Consider the following 20,216-nt stretch of genomic DNA (forward strand, 5'->3'; position numbering starts at 1 on the left):
GTATACTGAGCGGACCCGGAGGGAACAAGGATTGCGACTGCGTATCGATGGCGATATCGATGCAGCAGGGGTTCCGGGCCGTCAGAAAAAAACCGCCCTCGAGGGGCGGTTCGACGTTGTGGCAGTCTCCGATCAGCTCAGCTTGCCATGGCACTGTTTGTACTTCTTGCCCGAGCCACAGGGACAGGGATCGTTACGCCCCACCTTCTGGCCTTCGCGCACAAAAGGTGCCGAGTCATCACTGGAAGAAGAAGCCGCACCTTCTTCCTCCAGCAGGCTGTCGGCCACCGCATGGCTGTAGCTCTGGGGCAGGCTTGCTGCCGCCTCGCGCCGTTTCGCCTCGGCCGCTTCCACTTCTTCCTGGCTTTGTACCCGTACCCGGCTCAGGATGCTGACCACTTCACGCTTGAGGTTGTCCAGCAACTGGGTAAACAGCTCGTAGGATTCACGCTTGTATTCCTGCTTCGGGTTCTTCTGGGCATAACCGCGCAGGTGAATGCCCTGGCGCAGGTGATCCATGGCCGCCAGATGCTCTTTCCACAGGGTGTCCAGCGTCTGCAGCATCACGGACGTTTCGAACTGGCGTATCACCTCGGCGCCCACCACCGCTTCCTTGTCTGCATACGCCTTCGCAGCTTCTTCGAGAATGCGTTCGCGCAACTGTTCGTCGTGCAGCTTCTCGTTCTCTTTCAACCAGGCGCCGACCGGCAGTTCCAGCGCAAAATCGGTCTGCAACCGCTGCTCCAGGCCAGGCACATCCCACATTTCTTCCAGTGACTGGGGTGGTATGTATTCGTCGATAATGCCGTTCAGCACGTCTTCGCGGATCACGGCGATGGTGTCGCTGATATCACCGGAGTCGAGCAGCTCGTTGCGCTGCTCGTACACCACCTTGCGCTGATCGTTGGCGACGTCATCGAATTCCAGCAGGTTTTTACGAATATCGAAGTTGCGGGTTTCCACCTTGCGCTGGGCGTTTTCAATGGCGCGGCTCACCCAGGGATGCTCGATGGCCTCGCCTGCTTCCATGCCCAGTTTCTTCATCATGCCGGTCACCCGGTCGGAGGCGAAGATACGCATCAGCGCATCTTCCATCGACAGGTAGAAACGGCTGGAGCCCGGGTCACCCTGACGACCGGAGCGACCGCGCAGCTGATTGTCGATGCGGCGGGATTCATGGCGTTCGGTGCCGATGATATGCAGGCCGCCCGCGGCGATCACCGTTTCATGGCGCTGTTTCCAGGCGGCCTTGATGGCGGCAATCTGTTCGGCGCTCGGGTTATCCAGCGCGTCGATTTCGGCCTGCCAGTTACCTCCGAGCACGATATCGGTACCGCGACCGGCCATGTTGGTGGCGATGGTCACCACACCGGACTGGCCCGCCTGGGCGATGATTTCCGCCTCGCTTTCGTGAAACTTGGCGTTCAGCACCCGGTGCACTATGCCTTCTTTCTTGAGGATGCCCGACAGCAACTCGGAGTTTTCGATAGAGACGGTACCCACCAGCACCGGCTGACCCCGCTCCACACAGTCCTTGATATCGGCCACTATGGCCTGGTATTTCTCGGGCGCGGTCAGGTAGACCAGATCGCCCATGTCCTTGCGCACCATCGGCTGATTGGTGGGGATCACCACCGTATCCAGGCCGTAGATATGCTGAAACTCGAAGGCTTCGGTATCGGCGGTGCCGGTCATGCCCGCCAGCTTCTCGTACAACCGGAAGAAGTTCTGGAAGGTGATCGATGCCAGGGTCTGGTTTTCGTTCTGGATCTTGGTCCCTTCCTTGGCTTCCACCGCCTGATGCAAACCTTCGGACCAGCGACGCCCCGGCATGGTACGGCCGGTGTGCTCGTCGACGATGATCACTTCGTTGTCCTGCACTATATAGTCGACATTGCGCTCGAACAGGGTATGGGCCCGCAGGCCAGCGTTGACGTGGGCCAACAGGGTAATGTTGCCGGCAGAGAACAGCGAGTCCTCCTCTTGCAGCAGCCCCATACGTTTCAGTTCTTCTTCCACGAAAATCTGGCCGTTTTCGGTCAGTAGCGCCTGCTTGTTTTTCTCGTCCACCGTGTAGTGGCCGTCACCGGTGTACTCTTCGGTGTCTTCCCTGTCCTGCTTGATCAGCTTGGGGATCAGGGTATTGATGCGGATATAAAGCTCGGAGCTGTCTTCTGCCGGGCCCGAAATAATCAGCGGGGTACGGGCTTCATCGATCAGCACCGAATCCACTTCATCCACCAGCGCATAGTACAGGGGTCTCTGTACCCGCTGCTGGGGCGAGAACGCCATGTTGTCGCGCAGATAGTCGAAACCGAACTCGTTGTTGGTGCCGTAGGTGATGTCGGCCGCATAGGCGGCGTGCTTTTGTGCCGAATCCATGCCCGGCAGGTTGCAGTCTACGGTCAGGCCCAGAAATTCGAACAAGGGTCGGTTGGCTTCCGCATCGCGGCGGGCCAGATAGTCGTTCACCGTCACCACGTGAACACCTCGCCCGGTCAGGGCGTTCAGGTACACCGGCAGGGTGCCGGTCAGGGTCTTGCCCTCACCGGTCTTCATTTCGGCGATCTGGTTGTTGTGCAATACCATGCCGCCGATCAGCTGTACATCGAAGTGACGCATCTCGAACACTCGACGGGAGGCTTCGCGTACCGTGGCGAAGGCTTCCGGCAGCAGCTGATCCAGGGTTTCGCCCTGCTCCAGCCGGCTGCGGAACTCGACGGTCTTGGCCTGTAGCTCGGCATCGGACAGCGCCTCGAATTTCGGCTCCATCGCATTGATTTCATTTACAACTTTACGTAGTCGCTTGAGCGTTCTGTCGTTACGGCTACCGATTATCATGGTGAAAAGTTTAGTAATCATGTTTGGCCAATAATGATGATGAAAAATAAAGCCCCGTATGGGGCCGAACTCTTGGTCAGGCAAACAGGCGCCGTATGCCCGGTATCAGGATAATTAAACAGATATGGAGATTAAGCAGCAAAGATTCAAGGACTGCAAGCATTGCCGACGTCCGGCGTGGTAACAGCATGCCGGTATCCGGCGTCAGGGTGGATACTGCCGGCCCATGACAAACGGCCTGACACCACAACGGGAATACAGAAAAACAGACGCACAGAAAACACGCCGGCGCGGAGAGGATGCCGGCGTGTCTTCTGTGGCCTCATTGGGTTCAGGCAGGGCTGAACGCGGTATCGTAGTAACGAATCGGCGACTCGGCACCCTGTTCACCAAAGGTGACCATTTCCCAGGCTTCGGTATTGGCCAGCATGGCGCGCAGCAGCTTGTTGTTCAGGGCATGACCGGTCTTGTAGGCGCAGAACTCGCCCAGAATGCTGTGATTGCACATATAGAGATCACCGATGGCATCCAGCATCTTGTGTTTGACAAACTCGTTGGGGTAACGCAAACCGTCGTCGTTAAGCACCTTGTAGTCGTCCAGCACCACTGCGTTTTCCAGGCTGCCGCCCAGGGCCAGATTCTGGGAATGCAGATATTCGATATCCCGCATAAACCCGAAGGTCCTGGCCCGGCTCAGCTCCTTGACGAAGGCCGCACCGGAAAAATCCAGCACCAGATGCTGACTCTGACCTTCAAACACCGGATGCTTGAAGTCGATGGTCAGATCCATCTTGAAGCCGCCGCGATAAGGCCGGAATTCCGCCCACTTGTCGCCGTCTTCTACTCGTACCGGCTGCTTGATGCGAATGAAACGCTTGAGCGCATTCAGTTCGCGAATACCGCCGGACTGCAGCAGATAGATGAAGGGATGTGAACTGCCGTCCATCACCGGCACCTCGGGGGCATCCACCTCGATAACCAGGTTATCGATGCCCAGACCCGCCAGGGCGGCAGACAAGTGCTCTATGGTCGAGACCCTCCCCCCCTGCTCATTGACCAAAGCGGTACAGAGCATGGTGTCCTTGACCAGGGCGGCATCGGCTCGAATATCGACCTGCGGGTCCAGATCGGTACGACGAAATACAATACCTGTATTGGCCGGCGCCGGCACAAATGTCATTTGCACCTTGTGTCCGGAATGCAGGCCGATTCCGGTGGCCTGCACGGTATTTTTCAACGTTCGTTGTCTAATCATAAGGTTGTCCGCAAGTCAAAAGGGCCCTATTCGAACCGAATTCAAATGGTCCGATATGTTAGCACAATAATCCGCCATCGCCAATTGAGAGCCTTTCTCAGTCGGCCTGCTTGCGCAAAAACGCCGGAATATCCAGGTAATCCATATCGGATTTGGCCTGGGTGGCGTCGGCGTTCACCACCAGTTTTCCGGCCTGCTCTTCACGCTGCGTTTCCACCTGACGCATGCCGTTATCGTCGCGGTTGCTGGTACCCGACTTGACCAGGGTGATGTCCGGCTTGCGCTCGGCACCGATACCGGTGGCCACTACTGTGACCCGCAGCTCGTCGCTGATGTCCGGATCCAGTACCGTCCCCACCACCACGGTGGCATTTTCGGAGGCAAAGGCCTTGACCGCATTACCCACGGTTTCAAACTCTTCGATGGTCATGTCCAGACCGGCGGTGATGTTGACCAGGATGCCGCGGGCACCGGCCAGATCCACGTCTTCCAGCAGCGGGCTGGAGATCGCTTTTTCGGCCGCTTCTTCGGCCCTGTCTTCACCGGTGGCGTGGCCGGTACCCATCATGGCAGTACCCATTTCACGCATCACGGTGCGCACATCGGCAAAGTCGACGTTGATCAGGCCCGGACGGGTGATCAGCTCGGCGATACCCTGCACCGCGCCCAACAGCACGTCGTTGGCGGCCTTGAAGGCGTCCAGCAGGGAAATACCACGGCCCAGCACCTTCAACAGCTTGTCGTTGGGAATGGTGATCAGCGAGTCGACATGCTTGGCCAACTCGTTGATGCCCTGCTGGGCGTAGTTCATCCGCTTCTTGCCCTCGAAGGCAAACGGCTTGGTGACCACGGCCACGGTCAGAATACCCAGCTCCTTGGCCACTTCGGCCACCACGGGAGCGGCACCGGTACCGGTACCGCCGCCCATGCCGGCGGCAATAAACACCATGTCGGCGCCGTCCAGCAGATCGCGAATGGCATCCCTGTCTTCCAGTGCCGCATCCCGGCCGACTTCCGGGTTGGCCCCGGCGCCCAGTCCCTTGGTGATGTCGCCACCCACCTGCAGGGTGCGCGAGGCACTGGAGTTGCGCAGGGCCTGGGCATCGGTATTGATGGCCAGAAACTCCACGCCTTCCAGGTTTTCACGCACCATGTGTTCGACGGCATTACCGCCGCCGCCACCGACACCCACCACTTTAATGACGGCTTCCTGCTCATGATCATTCATTAATTCAAACATAAGGCTCTCTCCGCTTTGCTCTTGGTTGCTTACTATCAGTATCAAATACTGCCAAGGTTAAAATTCGCCACGCAGCCAGTATCCGACCCGTTTCAACAGCCCGGTAACACTGGATTTGCTTTTATAGTCCTGTTGAGGCATCGATTGATGCTCCTTGCCGTAATGCAACAAGCCGACGGCGGTGGAGTACACCGGTGTTTCAACATAATCCGATAAGCCTTTTACCCCGGCCGGCTGGCCAATACGCACCTGACACTGGAAGATCTGCTCGGCACATTCCACCAGGCCTTCTATCTGTGCGGCACCGCCGGTCAGCACCAGTCCGGCGGCCAGCTGATGCTTGACCCCGGCTTTTTTCAGCTCGCCCTGTACCTTGCTCAACTCCTGATTGATCATGCCGAGCAGCTCGCTGTAACGCGGTTCTATCACCTCGGCCAGAGTCTGGCGCTGCAGACTGCGGGCCGGACGACCGCCCACGCTGGGCACCTCTATGGTGTCTTCCTTGCTGACCAGCCGGCTGAAGGCGCCACCGTGGCGCACCTTGATCGCTTCCGCATCGAGCGGCGGCGTGCCAAAGGCGTAGGCGATGTCGCTGGTCACAGTGCTGCCCGCATAGGGGATCACCTTGGTATGACGCAAGGCGCCGCCGGTAAACACCGCCATGTCCATGGTGCCCCCGCCGATATCCACCACGCAGACACCCAGTTCTTTCTCGTCATCGGTCAGCACCGCATAACTCGATGCCAGGGCGCTGAAAATCAGCTGGTCTACCCGCAACCCCAGTCGTTCCACGCACTTTTCTATATTGCGCGCCATGTCGTTGTGACAGGTGATCAGATGCACCTTGGCGTGCATGCGCACCCCCGACAGCCCGATGGGATTCTTGATCCCCTCCTGGAAGTCGATGGAGTACTCCTGGGGCAGCACATGCAGCACCCTGTGCTCATCGGACAGTCGCACCGACTTGGCGGTATGGATCACGCTGTCCACGTCTTCCTGAGTCACTTCTTCATCGGAAATCGGCACCATGCCGGTTTCGTTGCGGCACTCGATATGCTTGCCCGACAATCCCAGGTAGACGGAGGTGATCTGACAATCCGCCATCATTTCGGCTTCATCCACCGCCCGCTTCAGCGACTTGACCACCGATTCGAGATCGTTGACGCCGCCTTTGTCCATTCCCTTCGAGGAATGGCTGCCAAGCCCGATGATATTCAGATCGCCATCCGGTAACACTTCCCCTACCAGGGCCGTGACCTTAGCCGTGCCGATATCAAGCCCGACGATCAGATTTCGTTCCGTGCTTTTTGTCATTATCTGTCTCTTCGTCCTGCTTCCATCCCACTGCCAGCCCGGTATCGTAACGCAGATCGAGATAAGCCACTCGCTCCCGCTCCGCAATGCCCGGATAGACATCGATAAATCGTTGCAAACGGGCCTCGAGATCCTCGCGCCCCAGCAACAGCGTAACCCCGTCCGACAGGGTCAGTTCCCAGGAGCGCCGAGGGGTAAGGTGAACCCGCTCGATTCGATAACCCCCGGGTTGTAACAATTTCTGCACACTGCGATATCCCTCCAGCACCCTGTTCGATTCTTCATCCGGCCCCGACAGGGAGACCAGACTCGGATCATCATGGCGCACCTGAAAGATCTCGCCATGGGCATTCACCATGGCATCCTGATTCCACCGGGCCGCCACCGGCTGCTCCACGATGTAAACCCGCAGTATGTCGGGCCATTGCTTGCGCACCGACGCCTGATAAACCCAGGGCAGCGACTGCAGTTGTTGCTGTACCCTGTCCACTTCCAGGGTGAAGAAGTTGCCGACCTCCGGCAACGCCAGCACCGACTGACGCACTTCTTCCCGGCTGAGATAGTGCTGCTCGCCCTGAATCATCAGGCTGTTGACCGGTACCTGATTGGCCGCCGTCATCCATATCACCAACAACCACAGCCCCCACAGCAGCGCCGACAGCACCGCCAGAAAGAAGCTCAGGCCGCCGATAAAGGCCAGCCGGGTACGGATTGCGACAGCGCTCATATCAGTACGCCATTTCCAGTACCGCCACCACCAGCTCATCGAACGACAGGCCGGCCACCCTGGCGGACTTGGGGACCAGGCTGGTTTCGGTCATGCCCGGCACCGTATTCACCTCCAGCAGCCACCAGCGGCCCTGTTTGTCCTGCATCAGATCGACCCGGCCCCAGCCACTGGCGGCCACGGCCTTGAAAGCCGCCAGGCTCAGTGCACCCAGCGCCTGTTCATCGGCCTCGTTCAGGCCGCAGGGGCACAGGTATTCGGTATCACCGGACTGGTACTTGGCCGAGTAATCATAGAAATCGTGGCTGGTACGCAACCGGATCGCCGGTAGCGCCTGTTCACCCAGTATGCTGACCGTGTATTCATCGCCTTCGATAAAGCGCTCGATCAGCACCTCGTCATCAAACGCGAAGGCCTCTTCCACGGCCCGGGCCAGGGCCTCGGCATCGGCCGCCTTGGTCATGCCGATGCTGGAGCCTTCGTGAGAGGGCTTGACGAACACGGGGCCGTCAAACTGCGCCATCAACGCCGACGCATCCTCGGCCCTGAAGCTGTTCCTGTGCACCACGCGAAAGTCGGCGGTGGGCAACCCCATCGCCTGCCAGACCTGCTTGGTACGAGCCTTGTCCATCGCCAGCGCCGCCCCCAGCACCCGGGAACCGGTATAGGGCACACCAAGGTGTTCCAGCGCGCCCTGCAGGGTTCCGTCTTCACCACCCCGACCATGAACCACGATAAAGGCCCGATCGAAGGCGTCTTCCTTCAGTCGCGCCAGGGGGGTGTCCCGGGGGTCCATGCCGTGGGCGTCCACCCCGGCCCGCTGCAGACCGGCCAGTACCGCCGCACCGGAGCGCAGCGACACTTCCCGCTCGGCGGAATGGCCACCGAACAATACCGCGACTTTACCGAACTCTGTCATGCCTGCTCTCCCTGTTGCTTCATCGCTTCAATCGATAGCCGTAGCCGGCCCAGCTTGCGGGCCAGGCCACCCACATTACCGGCGCCCTGGGTCAGCACCAGATCACCGTCTTGCAGCAGCTCCGCCAGCGCCGCCGGTACCTCGTCGGGACTGGCCACATAGATAGGCTCCAGATGACCACGACTGCGAATGGATCGACACAGGGCGCGACTGTCGGCACCGGGGATGGGCGCTTCGCCGGCACTGTATACCTCAAGCAGGATCAGCACATCGCTTTTCGACAGCACCTCGACAAAATCTTCATACAGATCCCGGGTCCGGCTGTAACGGTGCGGCTGATAGATGGTGACCAGCCGACGCTCGGGCCAGCCGGCGCGCACCGCATTCTGGGTGGCGCGCACTTCGCTCGGGTGGTGCCCATAGTCATCCACCAGCTTGACCAGGCCGCGGCCGGTCTCGAATTCGCCGTATTGCTGAAAGCGGCGGCCGACGCCTTCGAATTTCATCAGCGCCGCCAGTATGGCATCGTCGGCTACCCCGTCTTCACAGGCCACGGCAATGGCGGCGGCGGCGTTCTGGGCATTGTGACGGCCGGGCAGGTTGAGCTGCACCTCCAGGCAATCACCATCGGGACGGCACACCTTGAAACGGCTGTGATCCCGTTGCTGGCTGAAGGCCTCGATCCGGTAGTCCGCATCCTCGGCAAAACCGTAGGTAACAAACTGACGACCGATGCGCGGCATCAGTTCGCGCACCACCTCGTCGTCGACACAGAGCACCGCCAGACCGTAGAACGGCAGGTTGTGCAGAAAATCGACGAAGGTGGTTTCCAGCTTGCTGAAATCGCCACCGTAGGTGTCCATGTGATCCGCTTCGATATTGGTAACGATGGACACCATCGGCTGCAGGTGCAGGAAGGAGGCATCGCTTTCGTCGGCTTCGGCAATCAGGTAGCGGCTGGAGCCAAGACGGGCGTTGCAACCGGCGCCGTTGAGCAGGCCGCCGATGACAAAGGTCGGATCCATGCCCGCCTCGCCATAAATGCTGGCGACCAGGCTGGTGGTAGTCGTCTTGCCGTGGGTACCGGCCACCGCCACCCCGTGGCGAAAACGCATCAGCTCGGCCAGCATTTCGGCCCGGCGCACCACCGGAATACGCAGCTTCCGGGCCGCCACCAACTCGGGGTTGTCGGCCTTGATGGCAGTGGAAACCACCACCACGCTGACATTGGCGACCTGTTCCGGGGCATGCCCCAGATAAATGGTGGCGCCCATCGCCGCCAGGCGGTCGGTGACCGGGTTGTAGGCGATATCGGAACCGGAAATGACATAGCCTTCGTTGGCCAGCACCTCGGCAATACCGCCCATACCGGCACCACCGATGCCGATAAAGTGGATGCGTCGTACCCGTCTCATCTCGGGGACCATGCTTCTGAGTTTTGCCAGTTCAACCTTGGTCATGCCATTCTCTCGTTTATTTCGCCACGGCGCGCAGGCACTCGGCCACCCGCTCCGCAGCATCGGTAATCGCCAGCGACCGGGCGCGGCTGGCCATGGCCAGCAGTTGCGCCCGGTTATCGCCAAGTTGTTGTAATTGTGCCGCCAGACCTTCCGCATTCAGCTCGGTCTGAGGCAGCAATACGGCCGCCCCCTTGTCGGACAGAGAGCGCGCATTTTTGGTCTGGTGGTCATCTACCGCATGAGGCAGCGGTACGAACAGGGCAGCCACACCGGCGGCGGCCACTTCCGACACCGTCAAGGCTCCCGCCCGGCAGACCACCAGATCCGCCGCGCCATAGGCCGCCGCCATATCGTCGATAAAATCGCTCACCTCGGCCTCGATACCGAGCGCCTCATAGGCCTGGCGCACCGCCTCGGCGTTGCCCTTGCCGGTCTGATGCCGCACCTGTATCTTGCCGGCTCGGGCCACCGCCTCGGGCAGGGTGTCGTTCAGTATTCTGGCCCCCAGGCTGCCCCCCACCACCAGCAGCCGCAACGGCCGGGGTTCGATGGAAATGCGCTCGGCCGGTGCCGGTAACGCCAGCACGTCCGGGCGTACCGGATTGCCAACCACGGCGGTATTGTCGGCCTCGGCGAAGGCGCCGGGGAAGGCCATCAGCACGCGTTGGGCGATGCGTGCCAGCAAACGGTTGGTCAGGCCCGCGGCGGCATTCTGCTCGTGCAGCACCAGCGGAATGCCCGCCAGTCTTGCCGCCACGCCACCGGGCCCGGCGGCGAAGCCCCCCATGCCCAGCACCACCTGCGGCTGCACCTGACGCAACACTCGCCGCGCCTGACAGACCGCCTTCAGGATCTGGAACGGCGCCAGCAGCTTGCGCTTGAGGCCGTTGCCGCGCACACCGGCGATGGCAATGGTATGCAGCGGATAGCCGTGTTTCGGTACCAGTTGGGCTTCCATCCGCTCGGCGGTACCCAGCCAGTGAATATCCCAGCCTTCGGCCCGTAGCCGATCCGCCACCGCCAGTCCGGGAAAGACATGGCCCCCGGTGCCACCGGCCATCACCAGCAGGGTTTTGGGCTTGCTCATGTCGCCTCCCGTTGTCGTGCCTGCATGTGATCCCGTCGCCACTCGAAGTCGATGCGCACCAGAATGCACACGGCGGTGGTGATCACCAGCAGGCTGGAGCCGCCGTAGCTGACCAGCGGCAGGGTCAGGCCCTTGGTGGGCAGCATGCCCGAGGCCGCGCCCACGTTCACCACCGTCTGGAAGCTGAACCAGATGCCGATGCCCATGGCAAGATAACCTTCGTACTGACGGCCGCCCAGCAGGACTTTCTGGCCGATATGCAGCGCCTTGAACGCCAGCCAGGCCTGCAGCAGCAGCACCAGCAGCACGCCGGTAAAGCCCAGCTCTTCGCCGAGAATGGCGAACACGAAATCGGTATGGGCCTCGGGCAGATATTCCAGCTTCTGAATGGAGTTGCCCAGTCCTTCGCCAAACCAGCCGCCGCGACCGAAGGCCATCAGCGACTGAGTCAGCTGATAACCGCTGCCGAAGGGATCTTCCCAGGGGTTGAGAAAGGAGGTCACCCGCCGAATACGATAGGGCGCACTGATGATCAGAAAGGTCAGCAGGCCGGCGCCCAGCCCCACCAGACTCAAAAACTGGCTGAGCCGGGCCCCGGCCAGAAACAGCATGCCGAGGGTGGTGACGAACAGCACGACCACAGAGCCCAGATCCGGCTGCTGCAGCAACAGCACCGACATCACCCCCATCACCGCCAGCGGCTTGAGAAAGCCCTTCCACTGGCCCCGAACTTCATCCTGCCGGCGAACCAGATAACCGGCCAGGAAGGTAAACAGCGCCAGCTTGGCAATTTCCGCCGGTTGCACGTTCAGCGGCCCCAGCGGCAGCCAGCGCTGACTGCCGTTGATTTCACGTCCCACCAGCAGCACCACCACCAGCAGCACGATTGCCAGCACCAGAAACCCGGTGTTGCATTGCTGCCAGCGGGCCATGGGCACCTGCAGTATCAGGCTGGCCAGCATCAGGCAGATCAGCAGAAAAGCGCCGTGCCGCTTGACGAAATAGAAGGGGTCATTGCCAATGTTGATGCCCTCGGCAATGGAAGCCGACGACACCATCACCAGGCCGATGGCCATCAGCGACAACGCCAATATCACCAGCTGCCGATCGTAGATCAGCCCCTGGGAGGGCCGCAGCAACCAGCCGCTGCCGGAGGAAGGCCACCACTTCATATCGCCTCCACCAGGTTCATAGCGCCTCCACCAGGGCGATAAAGTGCTCGCCCCGTTTCTGATAGCTGGGATACATGTCCAGACTGGCACAGGCCGGTGCCAGCAGCACCCAGTCGCCGGGCCTGGCCTGCCCGGCACACCAGGCTACCGCCTCTTCCAGAGTCGCCACCTCATGGGTGTTGTCGGCAAGCTGAAGCAATTGAGCGCTGTCCTGCCCGAAGCAGACCATACCGGCAACGACGCCCTCGAGCAGGGGCACCAGAGGCCCGAAATCCTGGCCCTTGCCCTGGCCGCCGGCAATCAGCCACAGCCGGCCAGAGACCGCATCCTGGATACCGGCGATGGCCGCCAGGGTGGCGCCCACATTGGTCGCCTTGGTGTCGTTGACCCAGCACACACCGTTTTTCTCGGCCACAAACTGGCACCGGTGCGCCAGACCGCCGAAGCGGCGCAACACCCTGAGCTGAACGTCAACGGCAATACCGGCCTGATCCGCCAGCGCCATCGCCGCCAGCGCATTGAGCTGGTTGTGAGCGCCGATGATCTTCAGCGCCGACACCGGCAACACCGGCTCGCCGAAGCGGCTCAGCCAGAGCTCGCCGTCCTGTTCCATGCGGCCATATTCCGCCGAATCCAGGCCGAAGCTGACGGCGGCCTGCGCTTGCCGCGGCCGGGTCTCGCCGTCTTCCCGGTTGTACACCGCAAGTTCGGCCCCTTCATAGATACCCAGCTTGGTATCGCGGTAATGGGCCAGCGAGTCGTAACGATCCAGGTGATCTTCGCTGATATTGAGCACGGTGGCGGCACAGGCCCGCAGGCCGGGGGTGGTTTCCAGCTGAAAGCTGGACAACTCCAGCACCGCCAGCGCCAGTGGTGGCTGCCCTGTCTGCCGCTGCAACAGGTCCAGCGCCGGTATGCCGATATTACCGCCCACCCCGACCCGGATGCCTGCCTCGGCCGCCATCTCTCCGACCAGGGTGGTCACTGTGCTCTTGCCGTTGGAGCCGGTAATGGCGACGATGGGGGCGGTGCACTCGCGTACGAACAGCTCGATGTCGCCGACAATCTCGATGCCGGCGGCCAATGCCTGCTGCAGCTCGGGGCTGGTCAGCGGCAGGCCGGGGCTGACGATAATCAGCTCGGCCGCCAGTATCGGCGCCAGGCTCAGGCCACCGAAGTGATGCTCGGTCTGCGCGGGCAACTGCTCGGCGCCCGGGGGCCGGGCACGGGTATCCATCACCACGGGGCTGACGCCTCGCTGCAGGCAGTAACGCAGACAGGAAAGTCCCGTCTGCCCCAGGCCAATAATCAGGATACGCTCGGGTAACATACGCTTATCTCACCTTAAGGGTGGCCAGGCCAATCAGCACCAGCATCAGGGTAATAATCCAGAAACGTACTATCACCCGCGGCTCGGGCCAGCCCTTCAGCTCGTAATGGTGATGAATGGGGGCCATACGGAAAATCCGCTGACCACGCAACTTGTAGGAGCCCACCTGCAGTATCACCGACAGGGTTTCGATCACGAAGATACCGCCCATGATCACCAGCAGAAATTCCTGTCGTACCAGCACGGCGATGGCGCCCAGCGCCGCCCCCAGTGCCAGGGAGCCCACATCGCCCATGAACACCTGGGCCGGAAAGGTATTGAACCAGAGAAACCCCAGCCCCGCGCCCACCATGGCGGTGCAGACCACGGTCAGCTCGCCCGCATGAGCCACATAGGGAATATGCAGGTAGGCGGCAAAGTTGACGTTGCCGGTGGCCCAGGCCACCAGGGCAAAGCCCGCCGCCACCATGACGGTGGGCATGATGGCCAGACCGTCCAGGCCGTCGGTCAGGTTGACCGCGTTGCTGGAACCGACGATCACGAAGTAGCTGAGCACGATGAAGAAGAGGCCGAGCTGGGGCATAACGTCCTTGAAAAAGGGCACCACCAGCTGGGTCTGGGCCGGATCCCTGGCTATCCAGTACACGAAGACCGCCGCCGCCAATGCCGCCGCCGATTGCCAGAAGTACTTCCAGCGTGCAACCAGGCCATCGGTGTTCTTGCGTACCACCTTGCGGTAGTCATCGACAAAGCCGATGGCACCGAAGGCACCCAGCACGAACAGCACCACCCACACATAGGGGTTGTCCAGCCGCGCCCACAGCAAGACCGACACGAAGATGGAGACCAGTATCATGAGGCCACCCATGGTGGGGGTGCCGGCCTTGCTGAAATGAGACTCGGGCCCGTCGTTGCGTACCACCTGACCGATCTGCAGCGCCTGCAGCCGGCGGATCAGCCGCGGGCCTATCCAGAGGCAGACCACCAGGCCGGTGAGAATGGAAATCACCGCTCTAAAGGTGAGATAGGAAAAGACGTTCAAAAAGCTGAAATGAGGGGTCAGCCACTCCGCCAGCCAGACTAGCATGCCTCACCCTCCTGAATGGCCTTAACTATCTCTTCCATCCGTGCACTGCGCGCGCCCTTGATCAAAATCACTACCTTATTATGTTGTGACAGCGCCTCGAAGAGGACCGGCTGTAATTGTTGTTTCTGGTCGAAGTGCTGCCCCTGGGCCGCACTCGCCGTATGTTTGCTGTCTCGACCCACGGTCAATACCCGATCGATACCCAGCTTGCGGGCGTACTCGCCCACCCGGATATGCATCTCTTTGCTGTAGTCACCCAGCTCCGCCATATCACCGAAGACGAAGATACGGTAACCGGACAGGCTGGCCAGGGTATCGAGTCCCGCCAGCACGGAAGCGACGCTGGCATTATAGGTGTCATCCAGCACCGTCAGTCCGGGTCGCGTCCAGACCTGCAGTCGACCCGCAGGCGAGCCAAACTGACGCAGCCCGGCCGAGATTTCTTCCAGGCTCGCGCCCAGCGCCTCGGTGCCGGCGGCGGCGGCCAGGGCATTGGATACGTTGTGTTTACCGGGTATCGGTAACTGCACATCCACCTCCCCCTGGGGAGTCAGCAGACGAAAACGAGCGCAGCCCGACTTGTCGAGGCTGATTTGCCGGGCCTGATATTCCCGCTGCTCACCGAAATACACCAGCTCATGTTGCTGACGCCACAGGGCACAGAAGGGACTGTCGCCATTGGCGATGGCCACGCCACCTTCTGCCAGACCGTCGTAAATTTCGCCTTTGGCCCGGGCCACGCCCTCGAGTGAGCCAAAGCCCTCGAGATGAGAGGCTTCCACATTGTTGATAAGTGCGGCATGAGGCTTCACCAGCGAACAGGTCCAGGCAATCTCGCCGATATGATTGGCACCCAGCTCGACCACGGCGTATTCGGTATCCGCGGTCAGTTCACAGAGAGTAAGAGGCACACCGATTTCGTTGTTGAGGTTGCCCCTGGTGGCCAGCACCTTGCCTTTCCGGCGCAGAATCGACGCCGCCATTTCCTTGACCGTGGTCTTGCCACAGCTGCCGGTAATGGCCAGCACCCGCGCCGAACTCAGCTCCCGTACCAGGCCACCGAGCACGCCCAGCGCCAGGCGGGTATCCGCCACCCTGATCTGGGGCAGGTCCAGTTCCAGCCAGCGCTCTACCAAGAGGGCGGTGGCCCCCTGTTGCTGCGCCTTGGCGGCGAAGTCATGGCCGTCGAAGCGTTCGCCACTCAGGGCCACGAAGAGGCCGCCGTCGGGCAGCGCCTGCCGGCTGTCGGTGGTCACCGCCACTATGGCACCATCGGCACCGCGCAGTTCACCGCCGGAGGCCTGAGCCAGCTGCTCGAGACTGAGCGGTATCATGTATTCAGCCCCAAGAGGCCGGACACGGTTTCCCGGTCGCTGTAATGCATCTTGTCAGTACCCACTATCTGATAATCCTCATGGCCCTTGCCGGCCACCAAAATAATATCTTCCGCATCCGCCTGCTCGATGGCATGAGCAATGGCCTCCGCTCGCCGGTGGATCACCAGCACGGCATCGGGCTCGCTCAGGCCCTGCTTCATGTCTGCCACTATGGCCTCGGCCGGCTCGGTACGCGGGTTGTCGTCGGTCAGGATCACCACATCGGCACCGGCCTGTGCCGCCGCCGCCATCAGCGGGCGCTTGCCCTTGTCTCTGTCGCCGCCGCAACCGGTCAGGCACCATAACCGACCCTTGCAGTGCTGACGCAGCGCCTGCAATGCCTGCTCGAGCGCATCGGGGGTATGGGCATAATCCACCACCACCAGCGGCTGGCCGGGGGCGGTAAAAGGCTCCATTCGCCCGGCCACGCCAGCGAGCTGCGGCGCCGTTGCCAGCAGCCGCTCGAAGGATTCACCCAGCGCCAGCAGGGCGGCCATGGCCGCCAACAGGTTGGACACGTTGAAGCGGCCCATCAGGGGGGCGGATAATACACCATTCCCCCAGTCTGAGTTAATGGACACTTTCACGCCTTCGCTGTAAAAGTGAACGATTTCCGCCACCAGCTGACGGCCACCGAAATCACCCATGCGGCCATGAAGACCAAAGGCAATGGCGTCCGGATACCGGCCCAGCCAGCGCCGCCCGAGCGGGTCGTCCGCATTGATGACGCGCGCCTGGCGACACTGTTCGAACAGCTGCCGCTTGGCCTCGCCATAGGCGGCCATGGTGCCGTGATAATCCAGATGATCCCGGCTGAGATTGGTGAACACCGCCACGTCAAAACTCAACGCAGCCACCCGGTGCTGAGCCAGCCCATGGGACGAGACTTCCATCGCCAGCCGCTGGGCTCCCGCACGCTGCTGCTCGGCCAGTTGGTGCTGGACCTCCAACGCCGAACCCGTGGTATTGACCGCCTCCTGCAACTGACCGTAAAGCCCGTTACCCAGGGTGCCCATGGTCCCGGTCTGAGTGCCCAACAGGCAGCTCCAGTTGGCGATAAGCTGGGTGACGGTACTCTTGCCATTGGTGCCGGTCACGCCAATCAGTTGCAGCTCGGTGGACGGCTCGCCGTAAAACACCCCGGCCAGCAGCGACAGGCTTTCGGGCAGACGGTACACCCCCAGCAGACGATGATCCCGATGATCCAGACCGGACTGTTCCGGGCTGTCCACCTCGAACAGCACCGCCGCCGCGCCCTTGTTCAACGCGGATTCAATAAAGCGACGACCGTCGACGCTATGACCTTTAACGGCAACAAACAAAGCGCCGGGCGTCACGGCCCGGCTGTCGAGGGTCATGGCATTGATGGCGATGGCCGGGGCCGACAGACCCAGCGGCACCGCCAGATCTCTAAGTGTGAGGGACACGTTTTGCCTCCTGACCTGCCAGCTGGAACTGTTCCTGGGTCGCCCCATCCGGACGAATATTCAATAATTGCAGGGCACCGCTCATCACCTCGGCAAAGACCGGTGCCGCCACGTCACCGCCGTAATATTTTTCACCCTGGGGTTCGTTCACCACCACCACCATGGCCAGCCGCGGGTTACTGACCGGCGCCATGCCGGCAAAGACACCCACATAGTCGCTGCCATAGCCACCGGCGATGGCCTTGCGTGAAGTGCCGGTCTTGCCGGCGACTCTATAACCGGGAATCTCCGCCTTGCGCGCCGTGCCACCGGGTCCGACCACGCTTTCGAGCATATGCAGCACCGCATCCGCATGCTGCCTCGGCACCACCTGCTCGCCCACCGGAGGCTGGCTACGCTTGATGATGGTCAGCGGATAGCGTACGCCACCATTGGCCAGCACCGCATAAGACTGGGCCAGCTGCAGCGGGGTCACTGTGATGCCATAACCGAACGACAGGGTCGCCCTTTCTATGTCGGACCAGCGCCGACGCTGGGGCACCAGGCCGGTGCTTTCGCCCACCAGCCCCATGCCCGAGTCGATACCCAGTCCGAAGCGATAGAGGGTGTCGAGCAGTTGCTCCGGGGTTTCCTGCAGTGCCATGCGCGCCATCCCCATGTTGGACGAGCGTTGCAGCACGGTTTGCACGCTGATGGGGCCCAGGTTGCGGGTATCGGACACGCGTTTCCCACCCAGTCGCATCCAGCCGGGGCTGGTATCGACGATGCTGTCGGCGTTGACCACGCCGTTTTCCAGGGCACTGACCACGATCAACGGCTTGATGGTAGAGCCGGGTTCATAGGTATCGGTGACCGCCCGGTTGCGCGCCCGAAAGCTCTGGTACTGGCTGCGGTTATTGGGGTTGAAGGAGGGACTGTTGACCATGGCCAGCACTTCGCCGGTTTTCACGTCCAGCATCACCAGGGAGGCAGAGGTGGCGCGATGGTATTCGCTGGCCCGCTTGAGCGAACGGTAGGCCAGCGCCTGAATACGCTGATCGATGGTCAACTGAATATTGTTCGCTTCCCGCGCCTCGGAGACCAGGCCCAGATCCTCGATCACCCGGCCGGTTCTGTCTTTGCGTACCCGGCGCTCGCCGGCCTGAGCGGTAAGCCACTCGTTGAAGCCCCGCTCTATGCCTTCGATACCGGCGCCGTCGATATTGGTCAACCCCACCAGATGGGCATTGATTTCGCCGGTGGGGTAGAAGCGACGCTCTTCCGGTCGCAAATGCACGCCGGGCAGCCGAAGCCGACGGATATATTCCGCCACCGCCGGGGTCACCTGACGCTGCAGATAGACGAAGCGACGCCGGGGGTCCCCGACCCGCTTCATCAAGGTTTCATGCGGAACACCCAACACATCGGCCAGCGCCTGCCAGGCCTGTCCTTTTTCCAGACTCAGCTCGGTATGCACCTGCTTGGGATCGGCCCATACCGCCTGTACCGGCACCGACACCGCCAGCTCTTCGCCGTTGCGATCCATGATCATGCCACGGCTGGTACTGGTGACTGTGGTGCGCAGCGAGCGCATATCGCCTTCCAGCCGCAGCCGATCCGGTGACACCACCTGGATCCAGGCGGCCCGGGCGAACAGGGCGACAAAGGCGAACAGGATCACCCCGCAGACGGTCATAAAACGCCAACCGGTCAGCATGGGTTCTTTTTTATTCTGCTTGCGCCGTCTCATCGTTGCGTCACCAGTTTTTCCTGCGCCGGGGCCGGCCGTTGCATACCAAGCTTGTCTCGGGCCAGTGCCTCTATCCTGCTATGCTCCATCAGGGTGCTTTGCTCCAGCAGCAGATGCCGCCACTCGATATCCAGCCGGTCCTGCTCCGCCATCAGTTCGTTGTATTCACTGGTCAGCTGTCGGGTCCCCTGGGTAATGACGATGACCAGCAGGGCCGAACTCAGGGTCACCAGCGTCAGCAGCAATTGCCACTTGTGCCGCAACAAATCCTGGCCAATCTCCCTGGCCAGGTTGATGCGTCCGGCTATCACGCAGGGGTATCCAGACGCTCGGCAACGCGCAGCACTGAGCTGCGTGAACGCGGGTTGGCGTCCACCTCGGCGGCCGACGGTTTTTGCGCCTTGCCGATGCTCTTCAACAGACGGCCACCGGACAGCTGGGCCTCGGTCAACGGCAGTCCGGGCGGAACCTCGGGGCCCTTTTCCTGTTTGCGGATGAAGTGTTTGACCAGCCGGTCTTCCAGCGAATGGAAGCTGATCACCGACAAGCGGCCGCCCGTAGCCAGTACCTGCATGGCGCCGTTCAATGCCTGCTCGATTTCTTCCAGCTCGCTGTTGATATAGATACGAATCGCCTGAAAACTGCGGGTCGCCGCATGTTTGTGCTTATCTCGGCTGGGGCTGACCCTGGCGATCATCTCTGCCAGGGCGCGAGTGCGGGTATAAGGCTCTGTTGCCCTGTCATGCACGATGGCACGGGCTATCTTCCTGGCAAATTTCTCTTCACCGAAGGTTTTCAGCACCCAGGCGATATCATCCACATCGGCACGGGCCAGCCATTCGGCGGCACTCTGGCCACTGGTGGGATCCATGCGCATATCCAGAGGGCCGTCCTTCTGAAAGCTGAAGCCGCGTTCGGCCTGATCCAGCTGGGGAGAAGACACCCCCAGATCGAGCAGGACGCCATCGATGCGCCCCGTCAACCCCCGCTCTTCCACCATCTCCGCCAGACGGGAGAAGGGACCGTGCAGTATCTGGAAGCGGGGATCATCAATCTTGCCCGCTTCGGCAATGGCCTGAGGGTCGCGATCGATTGCCAGCAGGCGCCCATCGGGCCCCAGCCGGGACAGGATATGCCGGGAGTGCCCACCGCGGCCGAAGGTACCGTCGACATAAATGCCATTCGGCTTGATATTCAAGCCGTCCACGGCTTCGTGCAGCAGTACCGTGATATGTGTCTGTTGTTGACTCAT

The 20,216-nt window shown here is 61.3% G+C and carries 16 protein-coding genes; all 16 read right to left on the minus strand.

Annotated elements, in window-relative coordinates:
* Positions 1-132 precede the first annotated feature (132 nt).
* Positions 133-2,862, minus strand: coding sequence for a preprotein translocase subunit SecA (gene secA, locus HNR62_RS06700; RefSeq protein WP_204795316.1), 2,730 nt, complete (start codon positions 2,860-2,862; stop codon positions 133-135).
* 310 nt (positions 2,863-3,172) lie between these two features.
* Positions 3,173-4,096, minus strand: coding sequence for a UDP-3-O-acyl-N-acetylglucosamine deacetylase (gene lpxC / locus HNR62_RS06705; protein WP_204795317.1), 924 nt, complete (start codon positions 4,094-4,096; stop codon positions 3,173-3,175).
* Positions 4,097-4,193: 97 nt separating this feature from the next.
* On the minus strand, positions 4,194-5,336 hold the full coding sequence (gene ftsZ, locus HNR62_RS06710; RefSeq protein ID WP_204795318.1) for a cell division protein FtsZ: 1,143 nt from the start codon (positions 5,334-5,336) through the stop codon (positions 4,194-4,196).
* A gap of 57 nt (positions 5,337-5,393) precedes the next feature.
* Positions 5,394-6,650, minus strand: a complete 1,257-nt coding sequence (gene ftsA, locus HNR62_RS06715) for a cell division protein FtsA (protein ID WP_204795319.1) — start codon at positions 6,648-6,650, stop codon at positions 5,394-5,396.
* The gene (locus tag HNR62_RS06720) at positions 6,610-7,377 is read right to left on the minus strand and encodes a cell division protein FtsQ/DivIB (protein ID WP_204795320.1); all 768 of its coding nucleotides are present in this window, start codon (positions 7,375-7,377) and stop codon (positions 6,610-6,612) included. The genes ftsA and HNR62_RS06720 overlap by 41 nt, the downstream gene beginning before the upstream one ends.
* 1 nt (position 7,378) lies before the next feature.
* Positions 7,379-8,296, minus strand: a complete 918-nt coding sequence (locus HNR62_RS06725; protein WP_204795321.1) for a D-alanine--D-alanine ligase — start codon at positions 8,294-8,296, stop codon at positions 7,379-7,381.
* Complete coding sequence (gene murC, locus HNR62_RS06730) at positions 8,293-9,756, minus strand: UDP-N-acetylmuramate--L-alanine ligase (RefSeq protein ID WP_204795322.1); 1,464 nt, start codon at positions 9,754-9,756, stop codon at positions 8,293-8,295. Before murC ends, HNR62_RS06725 begins: the two co-directional genes overlap by 4 nt.
* A 13-nt stretch (positions 9,757-9,769) precedes the next feature.
* The gene (gene murG, locus HNR62_RS06735; protein ID WP_204795323.1) at positions 9,770-10,843 is read right to left on the minus strand and encodes an undecaprenyldiphospho-muramoylpentapeptide beta-N-acetylglucosaminyltransferase; all 1,074 of its coding nucleotides are present in this window, start codon (positions 10,841-10,843) and stop codon (positions 9,770-9,772) included.
* Positions 10,840-12,015, minus strand: coding sequence for a cell division protein FtsW (gene ftsW, locus HNR62_RS06740; protein ID WP_204795324.1), 1,176 nt, complete (start codon positions 12,013-12,015; stop codon positions 10,840-10,842). Before ftsW ends, murG begins: the two co-directional genes overlap by 4 nt.
* Positions 12,016-12,031: 16 nt before the next feature.
* On the minus strand, positions 12,032-13,345 hold the full coding sequence (gene murD / locus HNR62_RS06745; RefSeq protein ID WP_204795325.1) for a UDP-N-acetylmuramoyl-L-alanine--D-glutamate ligase: 1,314 nt from the start codon (positions 13,343-13,345) through the stop codon (positions 12,032-12,034).
* Positions 13,346-13,349: 4 nt separating this feature from the next.
* Positions 13,350-14,432, minus strand: a complete 1,083-nt coding sequence (gene mraY / locus HNR62_RS06750) for a phospho-N-acetylmuramoyl-pentapeptide-transferase (protein WP_204795326.1) — start codon at positions 14,430-14,432, stop codon at positions 13,350-13,352.
* Entirely contained in the window at positions 14,426-15,766 is a 1,341-nt protein-coding gene (locus HNR62_RS06755) for a UDP-N-acetylmuramoyl-tripeptide--D-alanyl-D-alanine ligase (protein WP_204795327.1), read from the minus strand. The genes mraY and HNR62_RS06755 overlap by 7 nt, the downstream gene beginning before the upstream one ends.
* On the minus strand, positions 15,763-17,235 hold the full coding sequence (gene murE, locus HNR62_RS06760; protein WP_338044081.1) for a UDP-N-acetylmuramoyl-L-alanyl-D-glutamate--2,6-diaminopimelate ligase: 1,473 nt from the start codon (positions 17,233-17,235) through the stop codon (positions 15,763-15,765). The genes HNR62_RS06755 and murE overlap by 4 nt, the downstream gene beginning before the upstream one ends.
* The gene (locus HNR62_RS06765) at positions 17,219-18,964 is read right to left on the minus strand and encodes a penicillin-binding transpeptidase domain-containing protein (RefSeq protein WP_204795329.1); all 1,746 of its coding nucleotides are present in this window, start codon (positions 18,962-18,964) and stop codon (positions 17,219-17,221) included. Before HNR62_RS06765 ends, murE begins: the two co-directional genes overlap by 17 nt.
* Positions 18,961-19,272 carry a cell division protein FtsL gene (ftsL, locus tag HNR62_RS06770; protein ID WP_420827146.1) on the minus strand — a complete coding sequence of 104 codons (312 nt, stop codon included), beginning with the start codon at positions 19,270-19,272 and terminating at the stop codon, positions 18,961-18,963. Before ftsL ends, HNR62_RS06765 begins: the two co-directional genes overlap by 4 nt.
* Positions 19,272-20,216 carry a 16S rRNA (cytosine(1402)-N(4))-methyltransferase RsmH gene (gene rsmH / locus HNR62_RS06775; RefSeq protein ID WP_204795331.1) on the minus strand — a complete coding sequence of 315 codons (945 nt, stop codon included), beginning with the start codon at positions 20,214-20,216 and terminating at the stop codon, positions 19,272-19,274. The genes ftsL and rsmH overlap by 1 nt, the downstream gene beginning before the upstream one ends.

The organism is Oceanisphaera litoralis (genome assembly GCF_016907015.1).
Classification (GTDB): domain Bacteria; phylum Pseudomonadota; class Gammaproteobacteria; order Enterobacterales; family Aeromonadaceae; genus Oceanimonas; species Oceanimonas litoralis.